The following is a 26,678-nucleotide window of genomic DNA, read 5'->3' on the forward strand; positions in this document are numbered from 1 at the left end:
CCGGGCCGGATCGCCTCGCCCGCCGCCGGAAAAGGGCACTGCGACCACGGGGAGTACTGCCGGATGCTGCGACTGCTCATCGGAAACGACTGGAGCGAGGAACTGGAAGAGCCGGCCGGCACCGGCTGGGCCGTGCAGCGCCTGCTGTGGTTCGCCCGCGACGGGGACGTCCTCGTCCTGCCTGTTCCGCCGGAGGAGGAGTTCCTCTCCTACGTCACCTCCCTGACGGGCACCCGCCGCGACTCCCTGGAGGTCGTCGTCCCGCCGCCCGGCCGCCTCGGCACCGGCGCCCTCACCGCGGACCGGCTCACCGACCCGGCCTTCGTCGCCGAGCTGCGCAAGCGGACCGCCGGCCGGCCCGTCGGCGAGGTCTTCGCCCTGTGGCCCGACGCCGCCGTCGCGGCCGCCGCCGACGCCCTGGGCTGCCCCGGTGCCCTCGAAGGGCACGCCTTCCTCACGCAGAGCGGCGGACTCCTCGGCAGCAGCAAGGCCGTCTTCCGCGCCCTGGCCGCCGGCGTGGGCGCCCCCCTCCCGGACGGCGCGGTCTGCGCCGATCCGCGGCGCGCCGAGGAGCACATCGTCCGCCTGCTCGACGACGGATGCCCCGTCATCCTCAAGCAGGACTTCGGCTCCGGCAGCGACGGCAACGAGATCCTCGGCCGCACGGCCGACGTCGACCTGCGCGGCGCACGCGCCGTACGCGCCCTCCCCGACCGGGCGGCGGTCACCGCGTACCTCGCCGAGCGCTGGGACTGGCTCACCGTCGGCGGCCGCGACCGGTTCGTCGTCGAGCGCTACCACCCCGGCAGCCGCGCCTACTTCGCCGAGTACTGGATCTCCGACGCGGGCATCCGCCTCGGCGGCCACGGCGAAATGCAGTACCGCCCCCTGCCCAACGCCCAGGTCATGCCCGCCCCGGACCTGACCGCCCGGCAGCTCGACGCACTCCTCGACGGCGGACACCGCATCTCGCAGGGGCTCCGCGCGATCGGCTACCGCGGCATCCTCAGCGCCGACGCCGTCCTCACCCCGGAAGGGGACGTCCTCTTCACCGAGTACAACGGCCGCGCCACCGGCTCCACCCACATCTACGAGATCGTCGGCAAGCGGGTCGTCGGCCCGGGCTTCGGCACCGACCGCATCCTGCTGGAGCGCGTGTGGCCCCGGCACTGGGAGGTGCCCTCCTTCACCGACGCCCTCACCCGGCTCCGCGACTCCGGCCACGCCTACGACCCCGCCACCCGCCGCGGCGCGATCATCCTGGCCGCCTACCACCCGGGCCGCAAGGGCGTCATGCTCTGCTTCGCGGACGACACCGTCGAGGCCGCCCTCCGCCGGGAGGAACAGGTCGCCCGGCTCTTCACCCCCGCCGCCTGACCGGGCCCGCGCGGGGAAGCGGACCCGATTGCGCCGAGGGGGGTCCGCGGGACCGGGCAGGGCGGTACGCTCCCGCTTCATCCGCTGCTCGCGAAGCGGGTGGGGAACCGTCGGGGGGTGGACGAGTTGGTGCTGGGCGACCGCTACGAGTTGAGCGTCGGGTGCCGGGTCAGCGTGGAGAGCCAGGGCAGTCTGACGACGGTGAAGTGGAGCGTGGCGAGGCTGTCGTCACCCGACATGCGCCGGCCGCGGGAGGGCGAGGAGCCGGTCGCCTTCTCGTGCCCGCGGTGCCGCAAGGACTTCACCGCCACCGTCGAGTGCGCCGCCAAGGCCCGGCGCAAGCGCATGGCCTACCTGGTGGTCGGCAGCGTGCTGCTGCTGTCGCTGCTGGTCACCCTCCCCATGGCCTTCCACCTCGGCGGGCAGGTCAGGGAGGAGGACGACCCCTCGATGAACCCCATGGCCGTCCTCGTGCCCCTCGTCGCCGTCGGGTTCGTCGCCGGGCTGACACTGTTCCGGTTCGGCCGCCGCTACGCGGGCATCAGGAAGTACCGCCTGGTCCGACCCGACGGGAAGCGGACGATCCTGGTCCAGGGGCACCGCTTCGACTGATCCGGCGGCCGCCGGACAGCTGATCCACCGTGTACGAGACCGCGTACCCGCCGGTGCGGCACGCCGAACGGCTCCGATCGGGAACGCGCGGGGCCCTGCGTACATCTATCAGTGCGGCGCGGTTCCGCAGGGGCCGCGCCGCACGTAACTGCACGGTGTGAGGGCAAGGCGGGGCTGGGATGAAGGCGATAACGGTGGCGGGCGGCTCTCCGGACGACCCGGAGCGCGAAAGGACGGCCGCGCCGGGGGCGGGCCGGGAGGCCGCGGACGCGGAACCGGACACCGCGGCCGCGTCGGCCGAGGCCGCGCCTGCCGCCGAGTCCCCCGAGGCGGACGCCGACGGTGACACGGGCGCCGCGCCCCCGGCACCCCCCGCCGGGGCACCGGACCGCGGGCCCGCCGAGGACACCGCCTCCGAGTCCGGACGCGAACCCGCGGCCGACCCCGACCCGTCGAAGGCCGCCGCCGCCGCAGCCGATGCCGCCGCCGACGCCGAGGCCGGTGCGCAGGCCCCGGCCGCCGAGGCGGGACAGGCGGACACCGCCGGCGACCCCGACGACCCGGCGGCGGCCGACACCGGGGCGGAGGGCGCCGGGGCCCGCCCGCAGCCCGAGCAGGCGGCCGACCCCCGGGTGGCGGCGCCGTCGCCCGCTCCCGGGGACCGCCCCGAGGCCGAGGCGGCGGACGATCCCGCGGACTCCGCGGACGGGGCCCGCCCCGAGCCGGACGACGCGCCCGGGGGCCGCACCGCGGCCGCGCCCGAGGACGGCGCGAAGGACGACGCGACGCTGGTGTTCACCAAGCCGCCGCGCGGCCCGGCCGCCACCCCCGCCGAGCCGGCCGCGAAGCCCGGCACCGAGTCCGCCCCGCCCGCCGGAGCACCGGCGGACGGCGCCGTCGCCGGGGCCGAGCCCGCTCCGGCGGCCGCGGACGACGACACGCGGACCCTCGTCTTCCGCGCCCCGGACGCCGCGGCGCTGTCCCGGAAGCCGGAGCCGGAGCCGAAGCCGGGCCCCGCGCCCGCGGCGGAGGACACCGACGAGCCGCCCGCCCGGGGCGACCGGCCCGACGCGTCCGGCAGCGACGGCCGGAAGCGGCCCGCGTGGGCGCGTACGGAGGAAGCGGAGGAGGACGACCCCGAGCGCACGACCCGCTTCGCCGCCTTCCAGCCCCCCACCACCCGTGCGCCCGCCGCACCCAAGCCCGCCGCCCCGAGGCCCTCCGGCCCGGCGCCGACCGCCTCCCGCCCCCTCGCTCCGGCGCCGGGAGCGCCCCGCCCCACCACCCCCGGGCCCACCACCCCCGGGCCCGCCGCCCCCAGGCCCGCCGCCCCGGCGTCGCCGAACGCGACCCGGCCCGCCGCCCCGCGGCCGGCCCCCCGCCCGCAGCCCGCGGCCCCGGCCCCCGCCGCGTACCAGCCGCCGCCGCTGGACCTGCCGGCGGTACGGCTGCCGCACACGGAGGCCCGGCGCCGCCCGCTGCTGCGCAGTGCCAGGCTGTGGGCGCCGGCCGGGGTGCTGCTCCTCGCCGGGGGCCTCGTCGGCGCGCAGCTCCTGCGCCCGCTGCCCGCGCCCCGGCTCGTGGCCGCCGAGACCACCCGTACCGTCGACGGGCAGTTCTCCGTCCCGTGGCCCGCCATGGGCCAGGGCGCGGTCCGCGTCGCCGGCTCGGGCGAGGTCGGCTCGTTCGGCGAGCAGAAGCCCGTTCCGACGGCCAGCGTCGCCAAGGTGATGACGGCCTACGTGATCCTCAAGGGCCACCCGCTGCGCAAGAACGAGCCCGGCCCCTCCCTCACGGTCGACGCGAAGGCCGTCGCCGAGGGGAAGTCGGAGGACGAGTCCCGGATCGAGGGGCTCACCGCCGGCCAGAAGTTCAGCCAGCTGGACATGCTCAAGATGCTGATGATCCCGTCGGGCAACAACGCCGCACGCCTGCTGGCCCGCTGGGACACCGGCACCGACTCCGAGGCCGCGTTCGTGGAGAAGATGAACGCCGCGGCCCGGGACCTCGGGATGAAGGACACCACGTACACCGACCCCAGCGGCCTGGACGCCGGGACCGTCAGCACCGCCGCCGACCAGCTGAAGCTGGCCGAGGCGGTGATGAAGGACGAGGTGTTCCGCTCGATCGTCGCCATGCCCAGCGCGCCCATCAAGGGGCTGCCGCAGCCGCTGGTCAACAACAACACGCTGCTGACCGCGCAGGGCCTCAGCGTCCGCGGCATCAAGACCGGCTCCAGCACGCCGGCGGGCGGCGCGCTGATGTGGGCGGCGTACAAGTCGGTAGGCGACGAGACCCCGCTGATCCTGGGCACGCTGATGGAGCAGCGGGTGGAGGGCTCCGACCCGAACGCCACGAAGAGCCTGGCCCTGGTGCTCTCCAACAGCAAGAAGATCATCGAGGCGGTGCGCTCGGCCCTGGCATCCGCGCCGCTCGTCCGCAAGGGCGACGTCGTCGGGTATGTGGACGACGGGCTCGGCGGCCGTACGCCCCTCGTGGCGGCCAAGGACCTGAACGCGATCGCCGTCCCGGGCCAGCAGTTCAAGCTGACGCTGTCCCCCGGGGCGTCGCCGCTGCGGCGCGAGGCGAAGGCGGGCACCCAGGTCGGCACCCTGACGGCCGGCGAGGGCGACGGCGCGAAGAGCGTGCCGGTGGCGGTCCGTACCGCCCTGGAGGAGCCCTCCCTCGGCACCCGCCTCACCCGCCTGCGCTGACGCCCGCCGCGCCTGAGGCCGGTGCCTCGGCGGGATCCCCGCCGAGGCACCGGTGCCCTACTCCGAGCCGGTGTCGGGCGGGCTTCAGGGGCGGCGGCCGGTGGTGGAGGCGAAGCCCAGCCAGGTGTGGCGGTTGTTCCACCAGCACCAGCCGACCTTGGGCGCGTTGCGCCGCTCGCGGCCGTCGCGGCCGGTGCCGTTGCTGATCCAGATGGCCGGCGTACGGGCGTCGAAGCTGCCGTTCGGCTTGCGCAGGCGCGAGCCGATGGTCATGAAGCAGCGGTTGCGCTCCAGGACGGCGGGCTGCTGGATCAGCCAGTGGATGCCCTCCGTGAGCAGCAGCGGGGTGCGGTCCTCCCGGTGGAGTGCGGGCAGCGCCTCTTCCGGGCTCCAGTTGGCCATCCGGTCGCCGCGGTCGGGGCCGGCGACGAGGTAGAGGGGCGCGTCGGGCAGGTCGATGCCGTCCGGGGTGAACCGGTCGACGTCCGCCATGTCGGTGACGACGAACCCGGGCTTGTCCCCGCGGCGGAGCAGCGGGGCGAGGGCGGAGGCGGGCGCCAGGTCCGGGTGGACGGCCAGCAGGAGATCCCCGCCGTCGCCGCCGGCGGTGGCGGCGTACGCCCGCAGTTGTTCGGCGGGGATCCCGGCCTGCTCGGGCACCCCGAGCTCGATCAGCCGTTCCGCCTGCGCGGGCAGCGACGGGAGCGGGAGGGCAGCGGAAACGGTCTCGGGCAAGGTACTTCCTCGTCTTCGTAATGGGGAGGGAAGGAGTGTGGCAGCGGCGGGTGCGGACTCAGCGGCTCAGGCCCCGGAACCGCTTCACCGCGAGTGGGAAGAACACCGCGATCAGCGCCACCGGCCAGGCCACGGCGAGGAGTTCGGCGTGCTCGGCGGCCCAGGAGCCGCCGCCGGTGCCGCCGGGGCTGCCGACGAGGCCGCGCACGGCGGTGGCGGTCGCCGACAGCGGGTTCCACTCCACGACCGCGCCCAGCCAGGCCGGCATCGTTCCGGGCGCGGCGATCGCGTTGGAGAGGAAGCCGACCGGCCACACCAGGATCTGCACCGCCTGCACCAGTTCCGGCTTGCCCGCGACCAGCCCCAGGTGGATGCCGACCCACAGCATCGCGAACCGCAGCAGCAACAGCAGCCCCACGGCCGCCAGGAAGGCGGCGGTCCCGTGGTGCCAGCGCCAGCCCATCGCGTACCCGACCGCGATCATCACGGTGAGGCCGACCGCCGACTGCAGCATGTCGGCGGTGCTCCGGCCGACGAGGACCGCGCCGGAGGCCATCGGCAGCGACCGGAACCGGTCGATGACGCCCTTGCCGAGGTCCTGGGTGACCGCCAGCATGGTCGCCTCCAGGCCGAAGGCCATCGTCATGGCGAGCATGCCGGGCACCAGGTAGGCCGTGAAGTCGCCGTCGACGCCCCGGCCGCCGCCGATCAGGAAGCCGAACATCAGCATCATCATCACCGGGAAGACCAGCCCGACGGCCACCTGCGCCGGCTCGCGCGCCCAGTGCATCAGCTCGCGCCTGGTCATCGTCCACGAGTCGGCGGCGGCCCAGCCCAGCCGCGTGCCCGTCCCCGTGCCCGTGCCGTGCGCCGCGCTCGTGCCGAGCACCGTACCCGTACTCATGCCGCGTCCTCCTTCTTCGTCAGGTGCATGAAGACCTCGTCGAGGGTGGGCCGGCGCACCGCGATGTCGCGCGCCTCGATGCCGGCCGCCTCCAGGGCCCGTACGGTCCCGGTCAGGGCCGCCATCCGGTCGGTGACGGCGGCGCTGACCAGGCGCAGGTCCTCGTCCACGACCGCCTCGCCCGGCAGGAGGGCGGCCGCGCGCGCCAGGTGGGCCGCGTCGTGCAGCACGACGTCGATGCGGTCGCCGCCGGTGGCCGACTTCAGCTGGTCCGGTGTGCCTTCGGCGATGGCCCTGCCGTGGTCGACGACCGTGATCCGGTCGGCGAGCTGGTCGGCCTCCTCCAGGTACTGGGTGGTCAGCAGGACGGTCGTGCCGCCGTCGACGAGCGAGCGCACCGCGCTCCACACCTCCGTGCGGCCGCGCGGGTCCAGCCCGGTCGTCGGCTCGTCCAGGAAGAGCACCTCCGGCTGCGAGATGAGGGCCGCCGCCAGGTCGAGGCGCCGCCGCATCCCGCCGCTGTACTGCTTGACGGCCTTGGGGCCGGTGTCCGCGAGCCCGAACCGGGCCAGCAGCTCGCCTGCCCGGCGTGCGGCGCCGCGCGCGCCGAGCCGGTGGAGCCGGCCGAAGAGCTCCAGGTTCTGGCGTCCGCTCAGCTCCTCGTCCACGGCGGCGTTCTGGCCGACCAGCCCGATGCGGGCGCGGACCTCGTCGGTACGGGTCCTGACGTCGGCCCCGGCCACCTCGACGCGTCCTTCGTCGGGGCGCAGCAGCGTGGACATGATGCGCACGGCCGTGGTCTTGCCGGCGCCGTTCGGGCCCAGGATCCCCTGGACGGTCCCGGCCCGGACCGTGAGGTCCAGGCCGTCCAGGGCCCGCTTGGCCCCGTAGCTCTTCCGCAGGCCTTCGACGAGGATCGCCGGATCGCGGTCGGTCACAGCAGAAGCCTTCCGTCAGTGGTCAAACTTGACTAGCGAACAAGAAGGTACGATGATCGAGCCGATTAGTCAAACTTGATTAGCACTGCATCGCGGACGCGGGCCCTCGCCGCCGGCGGCCCCGCCCCCGCCGCCTACGCTGGTCGAACCTGTCCTGAAGGGAGACGCCCATGTCAGCGATCCGGCTGCTGGTCCTCGGCGCGGTCCGCCAGCACGGACGCGCACACGGCTACCAGGTCCGCAACGACCTGGAGTTCTGGGGCGCCCACGAGTGGTCCAACGCCAAACCGGGCTCGATCTACCACGCGCTCAAGCAGATGGCGAAGGAGGGCCTCCTCCTGGCCCACGAGGTCGCCCCGAGCACCGCCGGCGGCCCTCCGCGCGTCGAGTACGAGATGACGGAGCAGGGCGCCGAGGAGTACTTCACGCTGCTGCGCCAGTCGCTGACCTCGTACGACCAGAAGATGGACGTCCTGTCGGCCGGCATCGGCTTCATCGTCGACCTGCCGCGCGAGGAGGCCGTCGCGCTCCTGAGGGAGCGGATCGCCCGGCTCGACCAGTGGCGGTCCGCGGTCACCGAGTACTACACGCCGGAGAACGGCCCCGGGCAGCTCGGGCACATCGGCGAGATCATGAACATGTGGGTGCACTCGGCCGACAGCGAGGCCGCCTGGACCAACGGCCTGATCGAGCGGATCGAGGGCGGCGCCTACACCTTCGCCGGGGAGGGCGAGCCCTTCGTCGCCGTCCTCGCGGACGGCGAGCCGAACCCGTACGCCGCCCCCCGCTGAACGGGCCGTACGCCGCACGGGCACGTCCGGGCAGCCGAGCCCGGCTCAGCGGTACGGTGCGCCGCGCCCGCGCCCGCGCCCGCGCCCGCGCCCGCGCCCGCGCCCGTGGGGCGCGATCCCGCCACGCCCCCCGTGCCTGCTCGCGCCCCTGTGCACCCCGGCGCGCTCCGGCGTGTCCGGCGTCTTCCGCAGGCGGCGCACGCCCGTCCGATGCGGTGAAGACCGTGCGTGGCATATGCGAAGTGCCGTATGCCCCGCCCCAGCATGTCCCTTGCACTGCCGACCACCACCGTGGAAAGGGACCTCTGTGGCCGACGCCAAGAAGGAAAACGCCAGGAAGTTCGCAGGATCCGTCGGACTCGTGACCCCGCTGGAGGGGCCTGCCGTCTCCCCGGCGCCGCCGGCCGACGAGACGTGGCAGCTGCCGCACGGCAGCGCCCGCGTCTACTACGGCGAAGGCCGCCAGGGCATGGTCCGGCCGGTCGTCCTGGCCGACGGCTTCAACATGGGGCCGACCGACTTCGACCGGCTCTGGGACGGCCTGGAGAACGGCCGGTATCCCTTCGTCAGCGAGCTCCGGCGCCGCGGCCGCACGCTGGTCCTCGTCGGGTTCGACGAGCGCAGCGAGTCGATCCTCCGCAACTCCGAGACCATGACCGCCGCCATCCTGCGGACCGTCGCCGAGCAGATCGGCGACGCCCGGCTGGTCGTCGGCGGGTTCAGCATGGGCGGCATCGTCGCCCGCTACGCGCTCGCGCACATGGAAGCACAGCGCATCGACCACCGCACCGCCGTCTACGTGTCGTTCGACAGCCCGCACCGCGGCGCGTGGGTGCCGGTCGGACTGCAGGCCTTCGCCCACTACCTCGCCCAGACCGGCAACGACACCTACCTGCGGCAGATCAGCAGCCCGGCCTCGCAGCAGATGCTGTGGCGGCACCTCGACGCCCTCGACGGCACCCCGCAGGAAAGCCCGATGCGCCGCGAGTTCAAGGAGCAGCTCCAGCGCCTCGGCGGCTGGCCCCGCGTCCCGCGGCTGCTCGGCGTGGCCAGCGGCCGCGGCGACGGCTCCGGCAACGGCGTCCGCGCCGGGGACAAGACGCTCAGCTGCGCCGGACCGCTCTTCGACGGTACGCACTTCCTCGCCCAGTCCCAGGGCGAGAAGGCCGAGGTCGCCGTCCTGAACGGCCTCCTCGGCGGCCCGCACACCATCACCACGAGCGGGTTCCCCGAGCTGGACGGGGCGCCGGGCGGCACCCTCGAGTCCTTCGGCATCATCGCCGACACCCTCGCCTCCTTCGGCGAGCGCGTCGACCTCGTCCACCGGTCGGTGTGCTTCGTCCCGTCCGTCAGCGCGGTCGCCATCCGCGACCTCGACCAGCAGGACGACCTGTACGCCGACATCGACGACCTGCCCCCGGACCAGTCCGAGCTCGACGACTACATGCTCTCCACCTCCAACGACCCGCACAGCGCCATGACCCCCGAGATCGCCGAGTGGGTCCTCGACCGCCTGCCCGGCTGACCGACCCGACCCCCCGGCCCGCCCCGGCCCGGCCCGCAGGAGAGCGGCCCGGGGCGGGCCGGATGTGATGCAGGTCACAGCGCAACCCTGTCAGGGATCGCAAGGCCGTCCGGTTCAAGGTGCGAGACCACGCCGGACCACGGCGGATCCCGAGCAGACAGGAGCACGGACATGCAGCACCGCATCGTCGTCCTCGGCGCCGGCTACACCGGAGCGGTCGCCGCCGGCCGCCTCGCCCGCCGGCTCCACGCCGACGACGTCACCATCACCCTGGTCAACGCCGAGCCCGACTTCGTCGAGCGGGTCCGCCTGCACCAGCTCGCCGCCGGCCAGGAGCTCCGGCCCCGCCCGTTCGACGAGATGTTCGCCGGGACGGGCGTGCGGCTGGAGCTCGCCGAGGTCACCGCAGTCGACGTCGACCGCAAGGCGGTCACGGTCCGGGGCGGTGACGGGCCTGCGGAGCTGGCCTACGACACCCTGGTCTACGCCCTCGGCAGCGGCTGGAACGACGGCGGAGTCCCCGGCGCCGCCCGGCACGCCCACGAGGTGTCCAGCCGCCGCGGCGCCCTCCGGCTCCGCGAGCGCCTGGCCGCCCTGGAGGCCGGCCGGCCCGTGGTCGTGGTCGGCGGCGGCCTGACCGGCCTGGAGGCCGCGACGGAGATCGCCGAGGCCCGCCCCGACCTCGACGTGCACCTGCTCACCCGCGGCGCCCTCGGCGACTGGCTGTCCCGCAAGGGCCGCGACCACCTGCGGAAGGTCGCCGACCGCCTCGGCATCACCGTCCACGAACACACGCAGGCCGCCGCCGTCGCCGCAGACCGGGTGACCACGGCCGACGGGACGGACCTCCCCTCGGCGGCCACCGTCTGGACCACCGGCTTCGCCGTCCACCCGATCGCCGGCGCCACCGGCCTCGAACTCACCGACGGCGGGCAGATCGCCGTCGACGCCACCATGCGCTCGCTCTCGCACCCCGACGTCTACGCGGTGGGCGACGCCGCGATGGCCCTCGGCCCGAACGACCGGCCGCTGCGCATGTCCTGCGCCTCGGGCGTGCCGATGGCCTGGCAGGCCGCCGACGCCATCGCCGCCCGGCTCGCCGGCGTGAAGGTGCCGCACGTCCCGATCCGCTACTACCAGCAGTGCATCTCGCTGGGCCGGAAGGAGGGCCTCATCCAGTTCGTCACCGCCGACGACCGCGCCGTCGAGAAGGCCCTCACCGGCCGCACCGCCGCCCTCTACAAGGAAATCATCTGCAAGGGCGCGACCTGGGGCGTCGCCAACCCGACCCTGGGGATGCCGACCCGGCGCCGCCGCACCGCGCCCGCGGCGCAGACCGCGCCCGCGGCCGCCCCCTCCGGGGCGGCGGCCTGACCGGGGCCCGGCCCCGGCCGCGCCCCCGGCCGCGTACGGATGCGGGCGCGGACCCGCGGCGCGCACCGGCGCCACGGGTCCGCACCGGCCGTCAGCGCGGGGTGAGGAGGCAGAACTCGTTGCCCTCCGGGTCGGCCAGCACCTTCCAGTGGATCGAGGACTGGTCGATCCCGGGGTCGGTGGCGCCGAGGGCGCGCAGCCGGGCGGCCTCCGCCTCCAGGTCGTCCCCGCGGTAGGGGGCGATGTCGAGGTGGACGCGGTTCCACACCGTCTTGGCGTCGGGCGTCCGGACGAACTCCAGGTACGGGCCGACGCCTTGGGAGGAACGCAGCGACGCGTGGTCGTCGGCGGCCTCGGCCACCGTCCAGTCCGTCGCCTCGCCCCAGAACCGGGCCATGGCCCGCGGGTCGGCGCAGTCGACCACCACCGCGGCGATCGGCCCGGTGTCCCGGTAGACCGGACGGGGCTCCAGGACGCAGAACTCGTTGCCCTCCGGGTCGGCCATGACCGTCCAGGGGACGTCGCCCTGGCCCACGTCGGCGAGCACCGCCCCCAGATCCTTCAGGCGGCCCACCAGTTCGGCCTGGTGGGCGGCCGAGGCGGTGGCCAGGTCGATGTGCACCCGGTTCTTCACCGTCTTGGGCTCCGGCCGGGCGATGAGGTCGATGCAGACGGCCGACGGGTCAGGATAGGAGAAGCCCACCGGTTCGAGGTTCGTCACCCCGGGCGCCTCGCTGTCGACGCCCCACCCCAGCACCTCCGCCCAGAACCGGCCGAGCGCGGAGTCGTCCTGCGCCTTCATGTTGATCTGCACGAGTCGTGTTGCCATACCGCGGATCCTAGGCGGCGGTCTCGGCGGTCTCGCCGGCCGGAGGGGCGTGGACGGCGTTCACCGGCCCGCCGAGGGCCTCCGCCGGAACTCCTTCAGCGGCCGTCCGCCCCGTCGGGCGGCCAGCGCGCCGGCCCGTAGAGCCGCTGCACGGCCTCGGTGTCCGCGGCGGAGAGTTCGCGCCGGCCGTCGCCGCCGGAGGCCGTCATCACGGAGTCGGTGTCGGCCGTCGTGTGGCCCAGCCCCAGGGCGTGCCCGATCTCGTGCACGGCGACGGCCTGGAGGTCGGTGAGCAGCCCGGGCCGGTTCGTCCACGTCGGGGCGTCGTTGAAGTGGACGTCGCCGGCGAAGGGTTCCGGTGCCGCCGCGGAGGGCGGCGGCCACGCATGCCCCAGCACCACCGCGTTGTCGTCGAAGGGCGGCGTGCCGAGGAAGGCGGGCGGATCGCCGTGCTCGCGGACCAGGAAGCCGACGAGGATGTCCACGCGGTACAGCCGGGTCAGCGCCTGCACGGCCCGTGCCTGCGTACGGTCGAAGGCCGGCCCGAAGCGGACCGCGAGCGCGAGCGCGTGCACGGCGCCGGAGGCCGCGAGCGGCGGGGGGAGGTGGCGGAACGTCAGGGGCGTCACCGCGGCCCAGGTGGCGAAGGCCTGCGCGACCGCGGAGGACGCCTGCGCCGGCGTCAGGTCGGAGGTGTGCCGCATGAACCCGTACGTCAGGTCCGTACGGGGCCAGGCGCGGATCGTCGGCACCGCCCGGGGCACCGCCGCGGCGCCCGGCAGGAGGTCCGGCACCCCGCAGCGCGGCCGCCGCAGCTGCGCCAGGGTGCGCTCGCCCGTCTCGCCGTCGGCTTCGAGCCCGAAGCACTCCTGGTACCGGCGCACCGCCTCGGCCAGCTGCTCGTCGTACTGGTCGGCGGCGCGCGGCGCGTAGGGTGCGTACCCCAGCCGTCGCAGGTACGCGTACAGGGCCGCGACCTCGGGGCCGTGGTCGCCCCTCTTCAGGGGCTGGAGCGGGGCCTTCGGCATCCGCGCCTCCCGGAGTCGGTGCGGCCGGCAGCCGGCACACGTAAACCCGGCAGCAGGGGGGCCGTCCGCGCAGTGGTGCTGCTTCCACGATAGGAGCCGCCCGGGCGGGCGCAACCCAGTGGCCGCCCGCGCTCACTCCCCGCCGTCCCAGCCCCCGTCCTCGTCCCACTCCTCGTCCTCGCCGTCGTACGCGTACTCTTCCGCGACGTACGCGAGCGGCTCGGCCACCCATCCCGCGGCCAGCACGAGCCGGGAGGACCGCTGCACCGCGAGGAAGCCGAACGGCCGGTCGAACCGGACGTCGACGGTCCGCACACGGTACGGAGGCGCCGGCAGCAGGCCGGCCCCCACCGCCGCGAACGCGGTGACGGCGGCGGCCTCGAACCCCTTCGCGTGGAACCGCGCCACCGCCGCCTGCCGGCCCGAACCGATCAGGAGCGGCTCCCGGGTGACCCCGGGGAAGTGGCCGTCGGCCTCGCGCGTGCCGGCGGTCTCCAGGCCGAACAGCCCGGCCTGCTCCAGCAGGTCGTGCTCGGCGTCGACGGCGAAGGCGACGGTGTCGACGCTCAGCCGCGGCTCGGGCCGGTACGCCGCCCCGACGCCGACCCGGAGGCCCGGCCCCGGCGTTCCCTCGGGCAGGGAGAAGCCGTCCACCGAAGGCACCGCCCGCGTCGCGGCGGAGATGCCGCCGGCCAGCACCTGCCCGGCCGGGGCGTCCGCGGAGCCGAGGACGAGGTGGACGTCCACCCCTGCATCGCCGACCACCTCCAGTACGGTGACGGGCCCGGCGGGCGTCCCCGCGACCCGCACGCGGTGCAGCAGCGAGGTCGTCCGGAGCAGCCGCACCACCTCCCGGCCGGCCCACGGCCCCTCCCGCAGGGTCCCGGGCCACTCCCGGAACGGCCGTATCCAGCGCAGCCGCAGCGCCAGCGCCGACGCCAGGACCAGCCGGGTGTCCTCGGTCAGCTCCACCGGCATCCGCTCGACGAGGCCGCCCGTCCGCGCGGCCGCCCACTCGTCGAGCAGCCTCCGGTCGGCGGCCGGATCGCCGCCGAGCGCTCCCCGCGCCCCCTCGGGCAGCCGGGCCGCCCACTCCGGTTCGAGCGGCAGGTCCGCCCGCGTCCACAGCCCGGCCGCGGCCTCCAGCCCCCGTACGCGCCCCAGTGCGGCCAGCAGCTCCCGGGCCGCGCCGGCGGCCCGCCCGGCGGGTATGCCGAGCGCCTCGGCCAGTTCCGCCCGCGCCGGCCCGCCGGCCCCGTCCGCCAGCAGCGCCAGCAGCGGCCAGACCCCGGCGGCGGTCAACACGGTCCCCGTACGCCCGTCGGCCGCGACAGCGGCCTCGGCCCAGCGCCCGGTCAGCCGGTTGACCGCCCGAACCGTCGCATCCCTTGTACTCATGCGCGGAGCCTACGGCCGCCCCGCCCCCGCCCCGGAACGCTTTTCCGCGCCCCGGGGCCTCAGGACGCCCTGGTGTACCGGGAGGCGGCTCCTTCCCGCTTGTAGGCCTCGACCCGGTGCCATGCGTCCGCCCACTGCCGGATCTCCTGCTCCCGGGTCACCCCGCAGGCCCGCACGAAGTGCAGCAGCACCTTCTCGCTGCACCCGCGCCGGCCCTTGAGGACGTCCCCGATGGTGGTGCTGGGCAGGCGGCTCACCCCGCCGGCCCCGGGGACGGCGGCGCGCTCCTCCAGCGTGCGCAGGGTCGGCTGCCCTGCGGCCAGCCGGAGCTCCCGCATGGCCTGGAGGAGGTCGGCGGGCTCCACCACGTAGGGAAGGGCCGGCGCGCTCCTCGGCAGGGCAACGGCGGTGCCCCGCGCGTCGACGGCCGCCTTCGCCGCGCGCTGCCAGAGCTTCTTCGCGTCGGCCACCGAACCGCCGCAGCACCGGACGTACGCCTCGACGGTCCTCCACGGCGGGAGGCTGCGGCCCTTGTCCGCCCGGCACAGCGCCGCCACCGAGGCGGGATGGCCCATCTCCTTCGACGTCTGCGCCATGCGGCTGTAGGAGAACCAGGACGGGCGGAGCGACCGGAGCCACTCCGCCAGTTCCTTCCTGGTCACCTCAGCACGGGCGCTCGTCCCGCGCCCCACCGCTACCGCGAGCGGCGGGAGGGGAGGACCTGCACCAGCCGGCGGACCAGCTCGATGCCCAGCAGACCGCCGACACCGACGGTGATCGCGGCCGTCTGCAGGTCCGTCCCGGCGAGGACCAGGCCGGTGACGGCCCCGAGGACCAGCACCACCATGACGGCGGGGACGGCGGGGATCAGCGGGGAGGGGGAGGCGGCGCGCTCCCCCTGTGCGTGCGTGTTGTCGTTTGCCCTACGGTTCACAGTCACCTCGCGGCTGGTAGTCAACTCGACGGGTGCCGCTGCAATCTGACGGCCTGCCAGGACCGTGAGACCAGACACCTCCGGCAAATTCTTTCGGCCCGCAAGCCCCGCGCATAGCGCGTGCGAGCCGGCGAACCGGGACACGGAGGGGGAACGGCCCGCGAGCACGCCGCCCCCACGCCCCCATCCCTTCCCCTGACCTGCAGCGGAGCGGGAGCGAGCGTTCCACGCAAAGGTGGGACGAACTGAAACGGGCGGTAGCGGGGCCCCGGGGGGCTGAGGCACTCTCTCTCTTGTTCGCGCACACACCGTAGTTGAGGAGAGGGTCATGCAAGGGCCTTAGGGGTGCCGTATGGCCGCACTGTTCCGGGGGGACGTACGACTTCCGGAAAAGGCCTGCCCTCCGTCCCGTCACGGATGCGCACCGTGGCCCTGGAGCCCTCCCCTGCCCTCTCCCCGTCCCACCTCGGCCTTTCCGGCCGGTAGCCAACTCGACACGCACCACACCGGGCCGGAACCCGTGCCAGCGGGTTCCCCCAAGCACTGGCGCCGTCAGGCCCTGGACCCCCAGGCCCTGACGGCGCTGCTGCGTGGGGGCCCGCAGGCCGGGCACTGCCGCGGCCTTCCGGCCCCGCACCTGGCGGCGGCCTCGGCTCTGCCGGCGGCGGCCCGTGCCGGAGCCGGTGCCCTGTACCCCCCGATGCGCGTTCGGTTAGGGTGACCTTGCCTGGCTGCAGGTTCGGGAACCGCTGCCGCAGGTGGCACCCCATGGAACGGAACAGTCAGAGGCAGGGCGCAGTGAGAGACGACGGCCGGGCGCATGCGTGCCGCGCCCCCGCGGGGACGGAGCACCCATGCGGGTGACAGGCGTTCCGTGCGCCGCCCCGGCGACCGGGACGAGGCGCCGTGGATAAGATCGCGCTCACGGCCGGAGCCCTCTACGCCATCGTGCTGCTCCGCGCAGGAGGAACCTTCGCCGTCGGGTGGCTCGCCGGCGCCGGCGCCCGGCGCAGCCGGTTTGCCGAGCGGATCTCCTCGGCGAAGTTCCAGCGGGTCGAGCGGGCGATCCAGCGCTGGGGCGCCCCGGTGGTGGCCCTCTCCTTCCTGACGGTCGGCTTCCAGACCGCCGCGAACCTGCTCGCGGGCAGCATGCGCATGCCACTGGTGCGCTACCTCCCCGCCCTGTTCATCGGCGGCGCGGCCTGGGCGCTGATCTACGCGACCGCGGGGCTCGGTGTGCTCCAGGTACTGGGCCGCCTCTTCGCCGGGCACCCGGCCCTCGGGGCGACCGCCGTGGCCGTCCTCGTCCTCGCGGTGTCCGGGACGGTCGCGTACCGCAGACGCAGGGCTACCTCGCCCCCACCCCCTGCGAGGGACGAGCCCTGAACGGCTCCTGCCGGGCCGGCGGCACCCCCGACCGACACCAGCGGTCCCGCTCCCTCCCCTGAAACGGCGGGACAGCCGCAGCCGACGGGCGCCGGCGGCGCCCGGGGGGCCGACACGCTCGCGGAGGCGGCCGCGCTGAGCCGCGAGTACGACGGCATCGTCGCGGCGAACGCCCTGGTCGCGGTGGACGACGAGCACGACCCGGAGGGCGGCAGCACCGCCTTCGAGCGGGCCCACGTAGCCGCCCTCCTGGCCCGCGCCCACGAGCACCTGCAGGAACTGGACGACGCCTTGGACCGCCTCGCACAGGGCCACTACGGCCCGTGCGAGAACTGCCGCAACCCCATCCCGCCGGAACGCCTGGAAATCCGCCCGGCAGCCGCCACCTGCGTCGACCGCGCTTCCTCACCCCCGCACTCCCTCACCGCCCGCCGCACCCTGCACGCCACGAGCTGACTGTTCCGACGGCCGTACACGCTCCCCTCGTGCCGGGGGTGCTGTCGCGGGGCCGGCCGGCCGCCCCGGGCCGATACGGGACAAGTACGGGACAGCGACCCCATGAAGACCGGGACCGCGTTCCGAGATCCTGGCGGCGTGGCTCCGGAGGGAGCCGACGAGAGGAGATTCTGATGCCGCAGTTGGAAATCGAGTTCCCGGCCATCGCGCAGAACTGGCTGGCGGTCGAGAACGTCCCGCAGATGAGCCGGGACGCGGCGGAGGAGCGCGCCTGGGTTCCCGCGTACTGGGCGACCCCCGCCGCCGCCTGATCCCGAGACCGGACCGGGGGGCGCCAGTTCCGGGCGCCCCCCGGTCCGTTTTGCCCGCACACCCCTCTTTTTCCTTCTCCGGACTACCTGGACGGTGCTTCGATGTCGCCTACAGCCTCACGTCATTCCTCCCGGGGGAAAATCGACCGCGTGGACGCCCTGCTCGTCGCCGACGGCCGGTTCGGTGATTCCCGGGCCATCGGGGAGCGCAACGCGGCCCGGTTCGTCCTCGGCCTCCGGCTGATGGCGCAAAAGGAGACCCGCCATCCGGAGGTGTTGCACCGGCTCTCCCGGCTGAGCCGCGAAGAGCTGCTTCCCCTGCTCGGCGACCCCGTCCTGCGCAATGCGTTCGAGGACGACATGGCCAAGCTGGAGAACGGCCGTCCCGACGCCCTGGGTCTGGCCGCCCTGGCCGCCCGCCTGCCCCTCGGCACGGACGGCCTGGGGCCGTGCGAGCGCATGGCCACCCCGCACGTGAGGCCGTGGCCGGAGTACGGGCCCGCATGGCTGTGGACCGAGATGAACCCGGCCGACCGGGTCCCGGGCGAGCTGTCGGTCCGGCTGCGTCGGCTCTACGACGGCAGCATCGAGGGCGGGCCCGCGGCGGACCCGGTCATCCCGTCACCCGACATGTGCCGGCGGCTGTCGCGCGGGGCGGACCTGCTCACACGGCTGCTCCCGCAGGTCGGGCCGAGCGTTCTGCGGCACGTCTCCGTCGTGGGCTTCACCCGGGGGGAATCGGCCGACGGCCCGCTCCAGTCGCTCTCGGGCGGCGACCCCCTCCCCTCGGCCATTCTGATGGCCCCGGAGCGCCTGACGGACCCGTGGACGGCCGCGGAAACCCTCCTGCACGAGGGCGTCCACCTCAAGCTCTTCGACGCACTGCGCTCGGGGGCGCTCCTGCGTGCCGCCGACCTGTCCGTGCCGATCCCGTGGCGGCAGACGCCCTGGCGGCTCGTGCGGGTGCTCGTGGCGCTCCATTTTTACGTGCACATGCTGGTCTTCCAGGAAGCTGCCCGGCACGCGGACGACACGCTGAGGGCCGAGTTCGGCGACCCGCCGGCCGACGAGGTCGTCGACGAGGTGAGCCCGGACACGGAGGCGGCCCGCGACGGCACCTACGGGACGAGCCTGGAGCGCGCCCGCTACCTGGCCGGATACGTACTGGCGCTCCCGGAGGACCACCTGACGGCCGACGGCCGGCGGTTCCTGCACTGGCTGCTCGACGCCCTGAACCTGGTGCACGAAGACTCCGGGATCACGCCGCCCGCGGGGGTGGCCGGCGTGGTCCCGGTACGACCGCCCGCGGCGACCGGGCAGGCGGCGGTGGTACGCCGCTCCGCCCGTGCGATGGCCCGGCCGATGCCCGAGCAGGGGGAACTGCTCGTGGTGAACACGGACACCGCGGCGATGCACTGGCTCAACGCGCGTTCCTGGCTGATCTACTCGCTGTGCGACGGACGGGACGCGCACGCCGTGGCGGCGGAGTACGGGCGCCGCTCGGGAGCGGCCGGCGAAGCGGCGCACGACCATGTCGCCGCCTGCATGTCGGAATTGACCGCGGCGGGCCTGCTCGAGTGAGGGGAGCGGAAACCTGTCGCGGCGCCCCGGCCGGAAATCCGGCACGGACCCGGGAAACCGCCGGATCGATCCCTTTCGGCCCCATCGTGGAGGGGAAAAACGTCTCCACGGTGCATTTCCCGTCATGGGGCCCCTCCGTTCACTGAAATACCGGGACACGGTCGGGACATCTGCCTCAGGAATACAGGACGCGAAATCCGGGATGATCGTCTCGTTCCATTCGGTTCCACACAGATGTGAGGAGAAAGACCCATGCCGGTTTCCCTGGCAACCCCGGGAGTCCAGGAATTCGATGTCGACGAGTTCGACCTCGACGTGCGCATCGCGGTGAACGCGGACATCCCGTCCGTCGAGGGCGGGTTCAGCAACTGGTACTCCTGCAAGGGCTCGTGCGCCTCGTACTGCTGCGACGGGCTCGGCAGCCTCCGCTGCACCATCAACCCGTAGTAGACGGAAGAGCAATGAGCGGCCTGCCCTTCCCCGGGCAGGCCGTTCTCCATGGGAAAGGGGCGACCCAAGTGTCAAGCGAGCGGGTCTTCGTCATTTCGCCGCGCAAGAGCGGAACGCATCTGGTTCAGGAACTCCTCGTACACCTCGGCTACCGCGTGTACGGCGAACCGGTACCGCCGGACGGAGGCCGTCCCGCCTTCAGCATCCGGGAACGGATCGAGATGGCAGAGAGGTTCCTCGACCCCGACGAGTTCGCCGCACTCGACCACGTACGGGACCGGGAGGCCTTCATCCGCACGACGGACGAGGCCTGGCTGCAGCTGGCGTGGGCCTGGCAGACCCGCCTCGCGGTCGCCCCCCTGGCCCATGTGGAGGCCATAGCGCCCGAGGCGCGGTTCGGTCCGAAGATGCGCCCCGAGATCTGGACCGCTCCGTTCTCCTCCACCCCGGCCGGAATGAGCTGGATCTTCCACTCGGTGGACGTCTGGCGGATGGACAACACCTTCCTGGCCGAGTGGGTCAACACCGGCTCCCCCAGAGTGATCCTCAACTACCGGGACCCGAGGGACGTCCTCGTCTCGCTCGTGGACTTCTTCTCCCGCAGCAACGGACTCAGGTTCCTGAGGTATCCGGAGTCGGCCGTCTTCGGCCCCGTCCTGGAGTCGATGGAGGACTACGGCAAGAAGCTGGACTACGCGCTGTCCGACCCCCGGATGCCGCTGCTGTCGGACTTCGAGTCCGCCATCAGCTTCCTGCACCACCCGAACGTCTGCCACGTCTCCTTCGAGGAACTCGTCGGCCCGCAGGGCGGCGGAACGCGCACGGCCCAGCTGGCTGCCGTCAAGCGCGTCGCGGACTGGCTGGAGCACGACATCGACCCGGCATCCGTGGCCGACTGCCTCTTCAACCCGCAGTCCTTCACCCTCAACAAGGGCCGTACGGGACGCTGGCGGGAAACCTTCTCCCCGGATCACGTGGAGCGGTTCGAGGCCCGGTTCGGGCACCTCCTCGACAGCTTCGGCTACGCACGCGGAGCCGCTCGGTGATCACCGGCCCGCTTGCGGAACAGGCGCGGCGCACCGCACGCCTCATCACCTCGCGCCTCGCCGACCCCGCCCACGTCCGGGCGAGCGTGTCCGCGTCGATCGAGGACCCCAACACCCCCGGCCCGCGGCAGGCCAGCTCCCTGCTCGCCGGCGACGCCGGCCTGGCGCTGCTGCTGCGCATGGCGTCCGATGCCGACCCCGGGGCGGGTTGGCACCGGGACGCCCACGAGCGGCTCGTCAGCGCCGTACGGAGCACCCACGACAACCCCATGGCCGAATACGGCCTCGTGGCGGGAACGGCGGGCCTGGCCCTCGTGCTCGCGGACTTCGCCTCGGCCGACCCGCGCTACCGGCACAGCCTCGGCGCTCTGCACACCCGCCTGGGCGAGCAGCTGCGCGAGCGCGGCCATCGGCGCCCGCAACCCCCTGTGAGCGTGGCCGCGTACGACACGCTGCAGGGAGCGGCCGGCACGCTCGGCTACCTCGTGTCCGTGCCCTCACCGGACGACGCCCTGCGCGACGGCATCCAGGGGCTCGTGGACGAACTGGTGGGAGTCTGCACCCCCGCCGCGACGCAGACCGAGCCACGCTGGGTCATCCCGCCCGAGGACTACCCGCTGCCCCGGGAGCAGGAGGAGTATCCGCACGGGTACATCAACCTCGGCCTCGCCCACGGCGTCCCCGGACCGCTCGCCGCACTGTCCCTCGCCTGGCGGGCCGGGTACCGGCGCCCCGGTATGCGCGAGGCCATCGCCAACGCGATCGACCTGCTGTCGTCCACCGCCGTCGAGGACGGCTTCGGAGCCGACTGGCCCAGCGGCGTCCCGCTGGACGCCGAAGGCCGGCGCACCCCGGCCCGGCACACCGCCAGGACGGCCTGGTGCTACGGCGCCCCGGGCATCGCCGCCGCCCTGCTCGTCGCGGCAGAAGCGCTGGAGGACGACCGGCTGCGGGCCTGCGCCGTCGCCGCGTTCGAGGCGGCACTGCGGCGGTCCGAGGACCGCCTCCACACGCTGCCGCCCACGATCTGCCACGGCCTGGCCGGCCTGCTCGCGATCTGCCGGGTCTTCGCCTGCACCACGGACAGCGCGTACGCCAGGACCGCCCTCCCCGTACTGGCGGACCGGCTGCTCGGGTGGTGCGACGAAGGCCTGGCCTTCGGCGTGCAGAACCGGGAGGAGCCCGGTCTCCGGATCGACAACCCCGACCTCCTGTGCGGTGCGGCCGGCGTTGCCGCGGCCCTGTGGAGCGTGTCATCGCCCGTCTCGCCGCGCTGGCAGCGCTCCCTGCTCATCGCCTGACCACCACCTGCGGAAAAGAGTGACCCCATGAGCCTGTACACCCCCGCGGGATTCTTCCTCGTCCGCTCTCCGGCGCTGCCGCTCGACCCCTACGTCGAGGCGCTCGACGGCCGCGGCCGACAGGCCCGCGACCACCTTTGGACACTGGGGGAGCAGCCCCTGGTGCGGCAGGCCATCGGAGTGGCCAGCCGCAGTCTGGCCGCGGAACTGGACAGGAACACCCCCGGAGCCGGCGGCCGGTCCGCCGACCGGATGCACTCCTCGCTGCTGCGCTACCTGTCCAGGATGTGCTCCAGGCCCACGCCGTACGGCCTGTTCGCGCAGGTGGCGGTTGGCCGGTTCGGGGAGGCCACCACGCTGGCACGCGCCGGTGAGCGCCCGGCCGCAAGCAGGACCCGCGCGGACATGGGGTGGCTCATGGAACTGGTCAAGGAGATGGAAGCCGACCCCGCACTGCGCGGTGAGCTGACGGTCCGCGCGAACCCGCTGCTCCAGCACATCGCAGGCCGGATCACGCTGCCTGTGACCCAGGCCCCGGGGACGGCGGACCGGCAGTCGAGCAGCGTCCGCGCCACCCGGGTCGTGACCGCGGCCCTCACCAGGGCGGCCGGCCGGCCGCGCGGGTCCGACCTGATCGCCGCGATGGCCGGAGAGTTCCCCACGGCCCCGCCGGAGAAGATCAGGCAGCTGGTGGACCGGTTGTGGGACCTGGGCATGCTGACGAGCGACCTCCGCCCGGCCCCGACCCACCCGCACCCCGAGCAGGCGGTCCTCGACCGCCTCGAAGGCATCCACCATGCAGAACGCCACCGCCGGGCGCTGCGCCGCACGCGGCAGCTGGCGACGGCCGCCGACCAGGCCGGTCCCGACGGCGGAGGCGGCCGACTGCTGGCGGAGCTGGCCGAGCACCAGAGGACGGTCGTGCCGGGGCACACCCAGGCCCCCTTCCACGTGGACGCCCGGCTCGATCTGCTCGGCACCACGCTCCACGCCCAGGTCGCCTCCGAGGCCGCGGACGCCGCCGAGGTCCTGCTGCGCCTTGGCGGGCAGGCCCCCCGGCTCCACCACCTCGCCGTGTACCACAGGGAGTTCCTGGAGCGGTACGGCCTCGGAGCCGAAGTGCCGGTCCTGGACCTGCTGAGCCCCGAGACCGGCCTGGACGCCCCGGAGACGTACAGGTTCCCGCCCCGGGCCCTGCCCCTGACCCCCGCCCCGCGCAACGACCCGCGGGAGCAGGACGCCGCCCTGGCCGCCCTCGCCGCCGCCGCGCTCCGCCAGGGGCAGTCCGAGGTGGAGATCACGGACGACTTCCTCGAGGCGTGGCGCCCCAGGGACGAAGGGGGATCAGGTCCGGACGCCCGCCCGTCACTCGACGTCATGGGACAGGTGGTCGCCGGATCGCGGCAGCAACTGGACTCCGGCGACTGGAAGTTCGTACTGAGTACGGGCTCCATGCGGGACGGCGGCCGATTCGCAGGGCGGTTCTTCGACCTCCTCGGTGAGGACTTCCGCAAAGAGCTCCGGGAGTACGCCGCGGCCGAGGAGGAACTGTGCCCGGGCACGGTCTTCGCCGAGCTCGAGTACGCCCAGATGGAGGCACGGCGGGGGAACGTGGCCATCCACCCCCCGCTCCGCCGCCACGAGATCTGCGTCAACGCCACGCCCACGGAGGGCGGTGTCGAGCGGATCGACCTCTCCGACGTGCTGGTGGGGGCGACGCGAGACCGCTTCTACCTGCGGTCCGCCCGCCACGGCCGACAGCTCCACGTCACCCAGAGCCACCTCGTCAACTGGGGCAGCGCGCCCAACGTGTGCCGGTTCCTGCTGGAGGTCTCGGAGGACGGCTGGGCCCCCCTCGCCGAGTTCTCCTGGGGCTCCCTCGGCCGGGCACCGTTCCTGCCCCGCGTGACCAGGGGACGGATCGTGCTCAAGCCCGCTCGCTGGCTGTTCGGCTCCGACGTTCCGGGCTCTCCCGCCGACTGCGCGGACGCCGCGGACGGGGACGCCTTCCTCGACGCCTTCCGCGCATGGCGGCAGACCTGGCGGGTACCCCGCTGGGTCCACCTGAGCCTGTTCGACCACCGGCTCCTCCTCGACCTGGACAATCCCCTGTGCGCGGAGGAGATCCAGCGCGCGCTGCGCACGTCCTACGGCCCCGGCGGCCCCGGCGCGCTGGTGCTGGAGGAAGCCGTGGCCGATCCCACGAAGCCGTCGTGGCTGCGCGACGTGGACGGCCGCTCCTACGCGAACGAGATCGTCGTACCTCTGCTGGCACGCAAGACGGCGGTGGAGAGGCCGCTGCCCGCCATGTCACCGGCAGCCGCAGCGACGCTCCGCGAGCGGGGCGCCGACCCCGCCGGTGCCAAGCGCCGCACGGCCGGCGGCGACTGGACCCACCTGAAGCTCTATGCCGCTGTCGCCCGGCACGACGACATCCTCGCCGACGCCCTGCCCGCGCTCGTCCGGGGACTGCGGGACGAGGGCCTGATCGACCGGTGGTTCTTCATCCGGTACGCCGACCCCCACCCACACCTGCGGATACGCGTCCGCAAGGCCCCCGGCGCCGCAGTCGCCGCGCCGCTCACCAGACTCGTCGGCTGGGCGAAGGAGCTGGTCGACGCAGGACTCGCCTCCGACCTGGCGGTAGCCTCCTACGACCGAGAGACCGAACGCTACGGCGGCCCGCTCGCCATGGACGCCGCCGAGGCGGTCTTCGAAGCGAACAGCGACATGGCGACGCGCCTGCTGGGCCTGCTGCGCGGCCGCCCCGGCATCGACACCGACACCGTCACCGCCTACGCACTGGACGTGCTGCACCGCCAGTGGGCGCCCCCGGGGGAAACCGCCGCAGCTGCGGTCAGGGACGTACCGCCCGCCACCCGCGACCTGTTCCGCACGGTGCGCCGCACCCTGGGCGACCTGATCGCACCGTGGGACGCACATCCCGATCCGCCGGCCCGGCAGTGGTCGCACGACCTCGCCGCGGTGCTCGCCCGGCAGGCCCCGGCGGTGGCCGCCGCGGGGGAACGCGTCCGTGACCTGGCGCGGTCCGGACATCTGGTCGGCACGGAGCACGAGATCCTCGACAGTCTCGCCCACATGCAGTTCATCCGGCTCGTCGGCCTGGACCGGGACCGTGAGATCCGCAGCCACCACCTGCGGGCGCTCGCCCTGCGTGCCGTCCAGGGCCGTCCCGGTGCGGGCGGGGGGCGACCGTGATCCGGCTCGCGGCGAGGTCGCTGCGGCTGCTGTGGCGGACCAGCCCCCGCCAGGTCGTGTCGGTGTCCGTCCTGTCCACGGCCTCGGCACTCCTTCCCGCAGTCCAGGTGTACTTCACCGCCCGGATGGTGCAGGCCGTGGCGGACGCGGCGGGCCGGGGGGCCCCGGCCGCGCCGGCGCTCACGGCGGGCGGCTGTCTGGCGGGCGCGGCCGTCGCGGGCCACTTCCTCGCGGTCCTCCACGACCACCAGCAGGCACTGCTGCGCAGCCGCCTTCCGGATGCGCTCGGGCTGACCATCATGGAGAAGTCGGCGCGGCTCTCCCTCGGCCAGTTCGAGGACCCGGACACCTACGACCGGCTGCAGCGCGCCACCCGCGAGTCCGCGTTCCGCCCCTTCCAGGTCCTCACGCACCTGATCGCGACCGGGTCGGCCGCGGTGTCCTTCCTTGCCGTCGGCGCCGTGCTGCTGGGAACGAGCGTGCCGGTGGCCGTCGCCATCTGCCTCGCACCGGTGCCCGCGGCGCTGGTGAACCTGCACTTCAGCCGCCGCACCCATGCCGTGGAGCGGGCCCGGGCGGACGGCCGCCGGCGGCTCACCTACCTGGAGCACCTGCTCACCAACGACCAGACATACAAGGAGACGAGGCTGTTCGGCCTGGTGCCCCTTCTCCTCGGCCGGTCGCGGACGCTGGTCGAGGGGTTCCACGCGGACGACCGGCGCATCGAGCACCGCCGGGCCGTGTTCAGCGCGCTGTTCGGCCTGCTCAGCGCCGGGACCCTGGTGGCGGCGATCCTGCTGGCCGTCCGATCCGCACTGTCCACGGGGCAGGTGGGCGTCCTCGCCGGGTACATCGCGGGCGTGACACTGATCCAGGCATCGGTGCGGAGCCTCTTCGCGAGCGGGGTGCACCTGTACGAGAACTGCCTCTTCCTCGGCCACCTCTTCGAGTTCCTCGACATGGAGGAGCAGCCGGCCACAGCCGGGGGCATGCTCCCCGTCCCGCCCCTGCTGGCCCGCGGCATCGAGTTCCGTGACGTCCGCTTCAGCTACCCGGGGGACGAGAGGCCGGTCCTCGACGGGGTCTCCTTCACCGTGCCGGCCGGCTCCTGCGTGGCACTCGTCGGCCGCAACGGCTCGGGAAAGTCCACCCTGCTCAAACTGCTCACCCGGTTCTACGAGCCCACCGGCGGCAGCATCCTCCTCGACGGCCGGCCCCTCGCCGACTACCACCTCGAGGACCTCAGGGAGAACATCGGGATGGTCTTCCAGGACTACCAGCAGTACGAGGCACCGGTCCGGGAGAACATCGGCTTCGGCAGGGTGTCCGCGCTGGACGACGACCGGCTGCTGTGGCAGGCGGCGGTGACCGCCGGAGCCCGCGAAGTCCTCGCCGGCCTCCCGCGCGGGCTCGACGCCCAGCTCGGACGCTGGTTCGCCGGCGGCCACCAGCTCTCGGGCGGGCAGTGGCAGAAGGTGGCCCTGGCCCGGGCGGTGGTCCGCCGGGCCCCGGTCATGATCCTCGACGAGCCGACGGCCGCGATCGACGCCGCCGCCGAGGCGGAGGTGTTCGACGTCCTGCGCAGGGTCCACACCCGGGCCACCTCGCTCCTCGTCGCGCACCGCTTCTCCGCCGTCCGCACCGCCGACCACATCGTGGTGCTCGACGGCGGCCGCGTGCTCGAACAGGGCGCGCACGAGGAACTCATGGCCGCCGGCGGACTGTACGCGTCCCTGTTCGACCTCCAGGCGGCCGGCTACCACTGACCC

General features: G+C 74.1%; 23 protein-coding genes. 15 read left to right on the plus strand and 8 right to left on the minus strand.

Annotated features, from left to right (window positions below):
* Positions 1-63: 63 nt before the first annotated feature.
* From MUK52_RS32385 to MUK52_RS32395, 3 genes are all read left to right on the plus strand, one after another.
* Positions 64-1,377, plus strand: a complete 1,314-nt coding sequence (locus tag MUK52_RS32385; protein WP_284581966.1) for a preATP grasp domain-containing protein — start codon at positions 64-66, stop codon at positions 1,375-1,377.
* Positions 1,378-1,494: 117 nt separating this feature from the next.
* On the plus strand, positions 1,495-1,989 hold the full coding sequence (locus MUK52_RS32390) for a hypothetical protein (protein WP_162793384.1): 495 nt from the start codon (positions 1,495-1,497) through the stop codon (positions 1,987-1,989).
* 179 nt (positions 1,990-2,168) lie between these two features.
* Complete coding sequence (locus tag MUK52_RS32395; protein WP_284581967.1) at positions 2,169-4,703, plus strand: D-alanyl-D-alanine carboxypeptidase; 2,535 nt, start codon at positions 2,169-2,171, stop codon at positions 4,701-4,703.
* 84 nt (positions 4,704-4,787) lie between these two features.
* On the opposite strand, the gene MUK52_RS32400 is transcribed toward MUK52_RS32395, so the two are convergent.
* From MUK52_RS32400 to MUK52_RS32410, 3 genes are read right to left on the minus strand one after another with little or no spacing between them, the layout of a single operon-like run.
* Entirely contained in the window at positions 4,788-5,438 is a 651-nt protein-coding gene (locus tag MUK52_RS32400; RefSeq protein WP_284581968.1) for a DUF5701 family protein, read from the minus strand.
* A gap of 58 nt (positions 5,439-5,496) precedes the next feature.
* Complete coding sequence (locus MUK52_RS32405) at positions 5,497-6,342, minus strand: ABC transporter permease (RefSeq protein ID WP_284581969.1); 846 nt, start codon at positions 6,340-6,342, stop codon at positions 5,497-5,499.
* Entirely contained in the window at positions 6,339-7,280 is a 942-nt protein-coding gene (locus tag MUK52_RS32410) for an ATP-binding cassette domain-containing protein (protein WP_284581970.1), read from the minus strand. The genes MUK52_RS32405 and MUK52_RS32410 overlap by 4 nt, the downstream gene beginning before the upstream one ends.
* Before the next feature lie 170 nt (positions 7,281-7,450).
* Here MUK52_RS32410 and MUK52_RS32415 point away from each other — a divergent pair, with 170 nt between their 5' ends.
* The 3 genes from MUK52_RS32415 to MUK52_RS32425 all read left to right on the plus strand — a co-directional run bounded on the left by MUK52_RS32415 (position 7,451) and on the right by MUK52_RS32425 (position 10,970).
* Positions 7,451-8,071, plus strand: coding sequence for a PadR family transcriptional regulator (locus MUK52_RS32415; protein WP_284581971.1), 621 nt, complete (start codon positions 7,451-7,453; stop codon positions 8,069-8,071).
* Positions 8,072-8,378: 307 nt separating this feature from the next.
* Positions 8,379-9,596, plus strand: coding sequence for an esterase/lipase family protein (locus MUK52_RS32420; protein WP_284581972.1), 1,218 nt, complete (start codon positions 8,379-8,381; stop codon positions 9,594-9,596).
* Positions 9,597-9,767: 171 nt separating this feature from the next.
* Positions 9,768-10,970 (plus strand): NAD(P)/FAD-dependent oxidoreductase, encoded by a 1,203-nt coding sequence (locus MUK52_RS32425; RefSeq protein ID WP_114059380.1) that lies wholly within the window; start codon positions 9,768-9,770, stop codon positions 10,968-10,970.
* A gap of 91 nt (positions 10,971-11,061) precedes the next feature.
* Here MUK52_RS32425 and MUK52_RS32430 read toward each other — a convergent pair whose 3' ends face one another.
* The 5 genes from MUK52_RS32430 to MUK52_RS32450 all read right to left on the minus strand — a co-directional run bounded on the left by MUK52_RS32430 (position 11,062) and on the right by MUK52_RS32450 (position 15,159).
* Entirely contained in the window at positions 11,062-11,799 is a 738-nt protein-coding gene (locus MUK52_RS32430) for a VOC family protein (protein ID WP_114059381.1), read from the minus strand.
* Positions 11,800-11,894: 95 nt separating this feature from the next.
* Positions 11,895-12,827 (minus strand): matrixin family metalloprotease, encoded by a 933-nt coding sequence (locus tag MUK52_RS32435; RefSeq protein ID WP_284581973.1) that lies wholly within the window; start codon positions 12,825-12,827, stop codon positions 11,895-11,897.
* A gap of 132 nt (positions 12,828-12,959) precedes the next feature.
* Positions 12,960-14,225, minus strand: a complete 1,266-nt coding sequence (locus MUK52_RS32440) for a serpin family protein (RefSeq protein ID WP_284581974.1) — start codon at positions 14,223-14,225, stop codon at positions 12,960-12,962.
* A gap of 59 nt (positions 14,226-14,284) precedes the next feature.
* Complete coding sequence (locus tag MUK52_RS32445; protein WP_284581975.1) at positions 14,285-14,887, minus strand: hypothetical protein; 603 nt, start codon at positions 14,885-14,887, stop codon at positions 14,285-14,287.
* A gap of 32 nt (positions 14,888-14,919) precedes the next feature.
* Positions 14,920-15,159 carry a hypothetical protein gene (locus MUK52_RS32450; RefSeq protein ID WP_284581976.1) on the minus strand — a complete coding sequence of 80 codons (240 nt, stop codon included), beginning with the start codon at positions 15,157-15,159 and terminating at the stop codon, positions 14,920-14,922.
* A gap of 906 nt (positions 15,160-16,065) precedes the next feature.
* Between MUK52_RS32450 and MUK52_RS32455 the strand changes: the two genes are divergently transcribed.
* From MUK52_RS32455 to MUK52_RS32495, 9 genes are all read left to right on the plus strand, one after another.
* Positions 16,066-16,545, plus strand: a complete 480-nt coding sequence (locus tag MUK52_RS32455) for a DedA family protein (RefSeq protein ID WP_114059386.1) — start codon at positions 16,066-16,068, stop codon at positions 16,543-16,545.
* A gap of 135 nt (positions 16,546-16,680) precedes the next feature.
* Positions 16,681-17,001 (plus strand): TraR/DksA family transcriptional regulator, encoded by a 321-nt coding sequence (locus tag MUK52_RS32460; protein ID WP_246043059.1) that lies wholly within the window; start codon positions 16,681-16,683, stop codon positions 16,999-17,001.
* A 173-nt stretch (positions 17,002-17,174) separates the two neighbouring features.
* Positions 17,175-17,312, plus strand: a complete 138-nt coding sequence (locus MUK52_RS32465; protein ID WP_162793385.1) for a hypothetical protein — start codon at positions 17,175-17,177, stop codon at positions 17,310-17,312.
* Between the two features lie 150 nt (positions 17,313-17,462).
* Positions 17,463-18,893 carry a PqqD family protein gene (locus MUK52_RS32470; protein WP_114059387.1) on the plus strand — a complete coding sequence of 477 codons (1,431 nt, stop codon included), beginning with the start codon at positions 17,463-17,465 and terminating at the stop codon, positions 18,891-18,893.
* 252 nt (positions 18,894-19,145) lie between these two features.
* A complete protein-coding gene (locus tag MUK52_RS32475; protein WP_114059388.1) occupies positions 19,146-19,340 on the plus strand; it encodes an FDLD family class I lanthipeptide in 195 nt (64 codons plus the stop codon).
* Between the two features lie 14 nt (positions 19,341-19,354).
* Complete coding sequence (locus MUK52_RS32480) at positions 19,355-20,389, plus strand: sulfotransferase domain-containing protein (RefSeq protein ID WP_114059389.1); 1,035 nt, start codon at positions 19,355-19,357, stop codon at positions 20,387-20,389.
* Entirely contained in the window at positions 20,386-21,690 is a 1,305-nt protein-coding gene (locus tag MUK52_RS32485; RefSeq protein WP_284581977.1) for a lanthionine synthetase C family protein, read from the plus strand. Before MUK52_RS32480 ends, MUK52_RS32485 begins: the two co-directional genes overlap by 4 nt.
* 27 nt (positions 21,691-21,717) lie before the next feature.
* A complete protein-coding gene (locus tag MUK52_RS32490; protein WP_114059391.1) occupies positions 21,718-24,909 on the plus strand; it encodes a lantibiotic dehydratase in 3,192 nt (1,063 codons plus the stop codon).
* Positions 24,906-26,675 (plus strand): ABC transporter ATP-binding protein, encoded by a 1,770-nt coding sequence (locus MUK52_RS32495; RefSeq protein ID WP_246043023.1) that lies wholly within the window; start codon positions 24,906-24,908, stop codon positions 26,673-26,675. Before MUK52_RS32490 ends, MUK52_RS32495 begins: the two co-directional genes overlap by 4 nt.
* Positions 26,676-26,678: the final 3 nt, after the last annotated feature.

Origin of the sequence: Streptomyces sp. 2P-4 (assembly GCF_030167965.1) — a bacterium.
GTDB classification, from domain to species: domain Bacteria; phylum Actinomycetota; class Actinomycetes; order Streptomycetales; family Streptomycetaceae; genus Streptomyces; species Streptomyces globosus_A.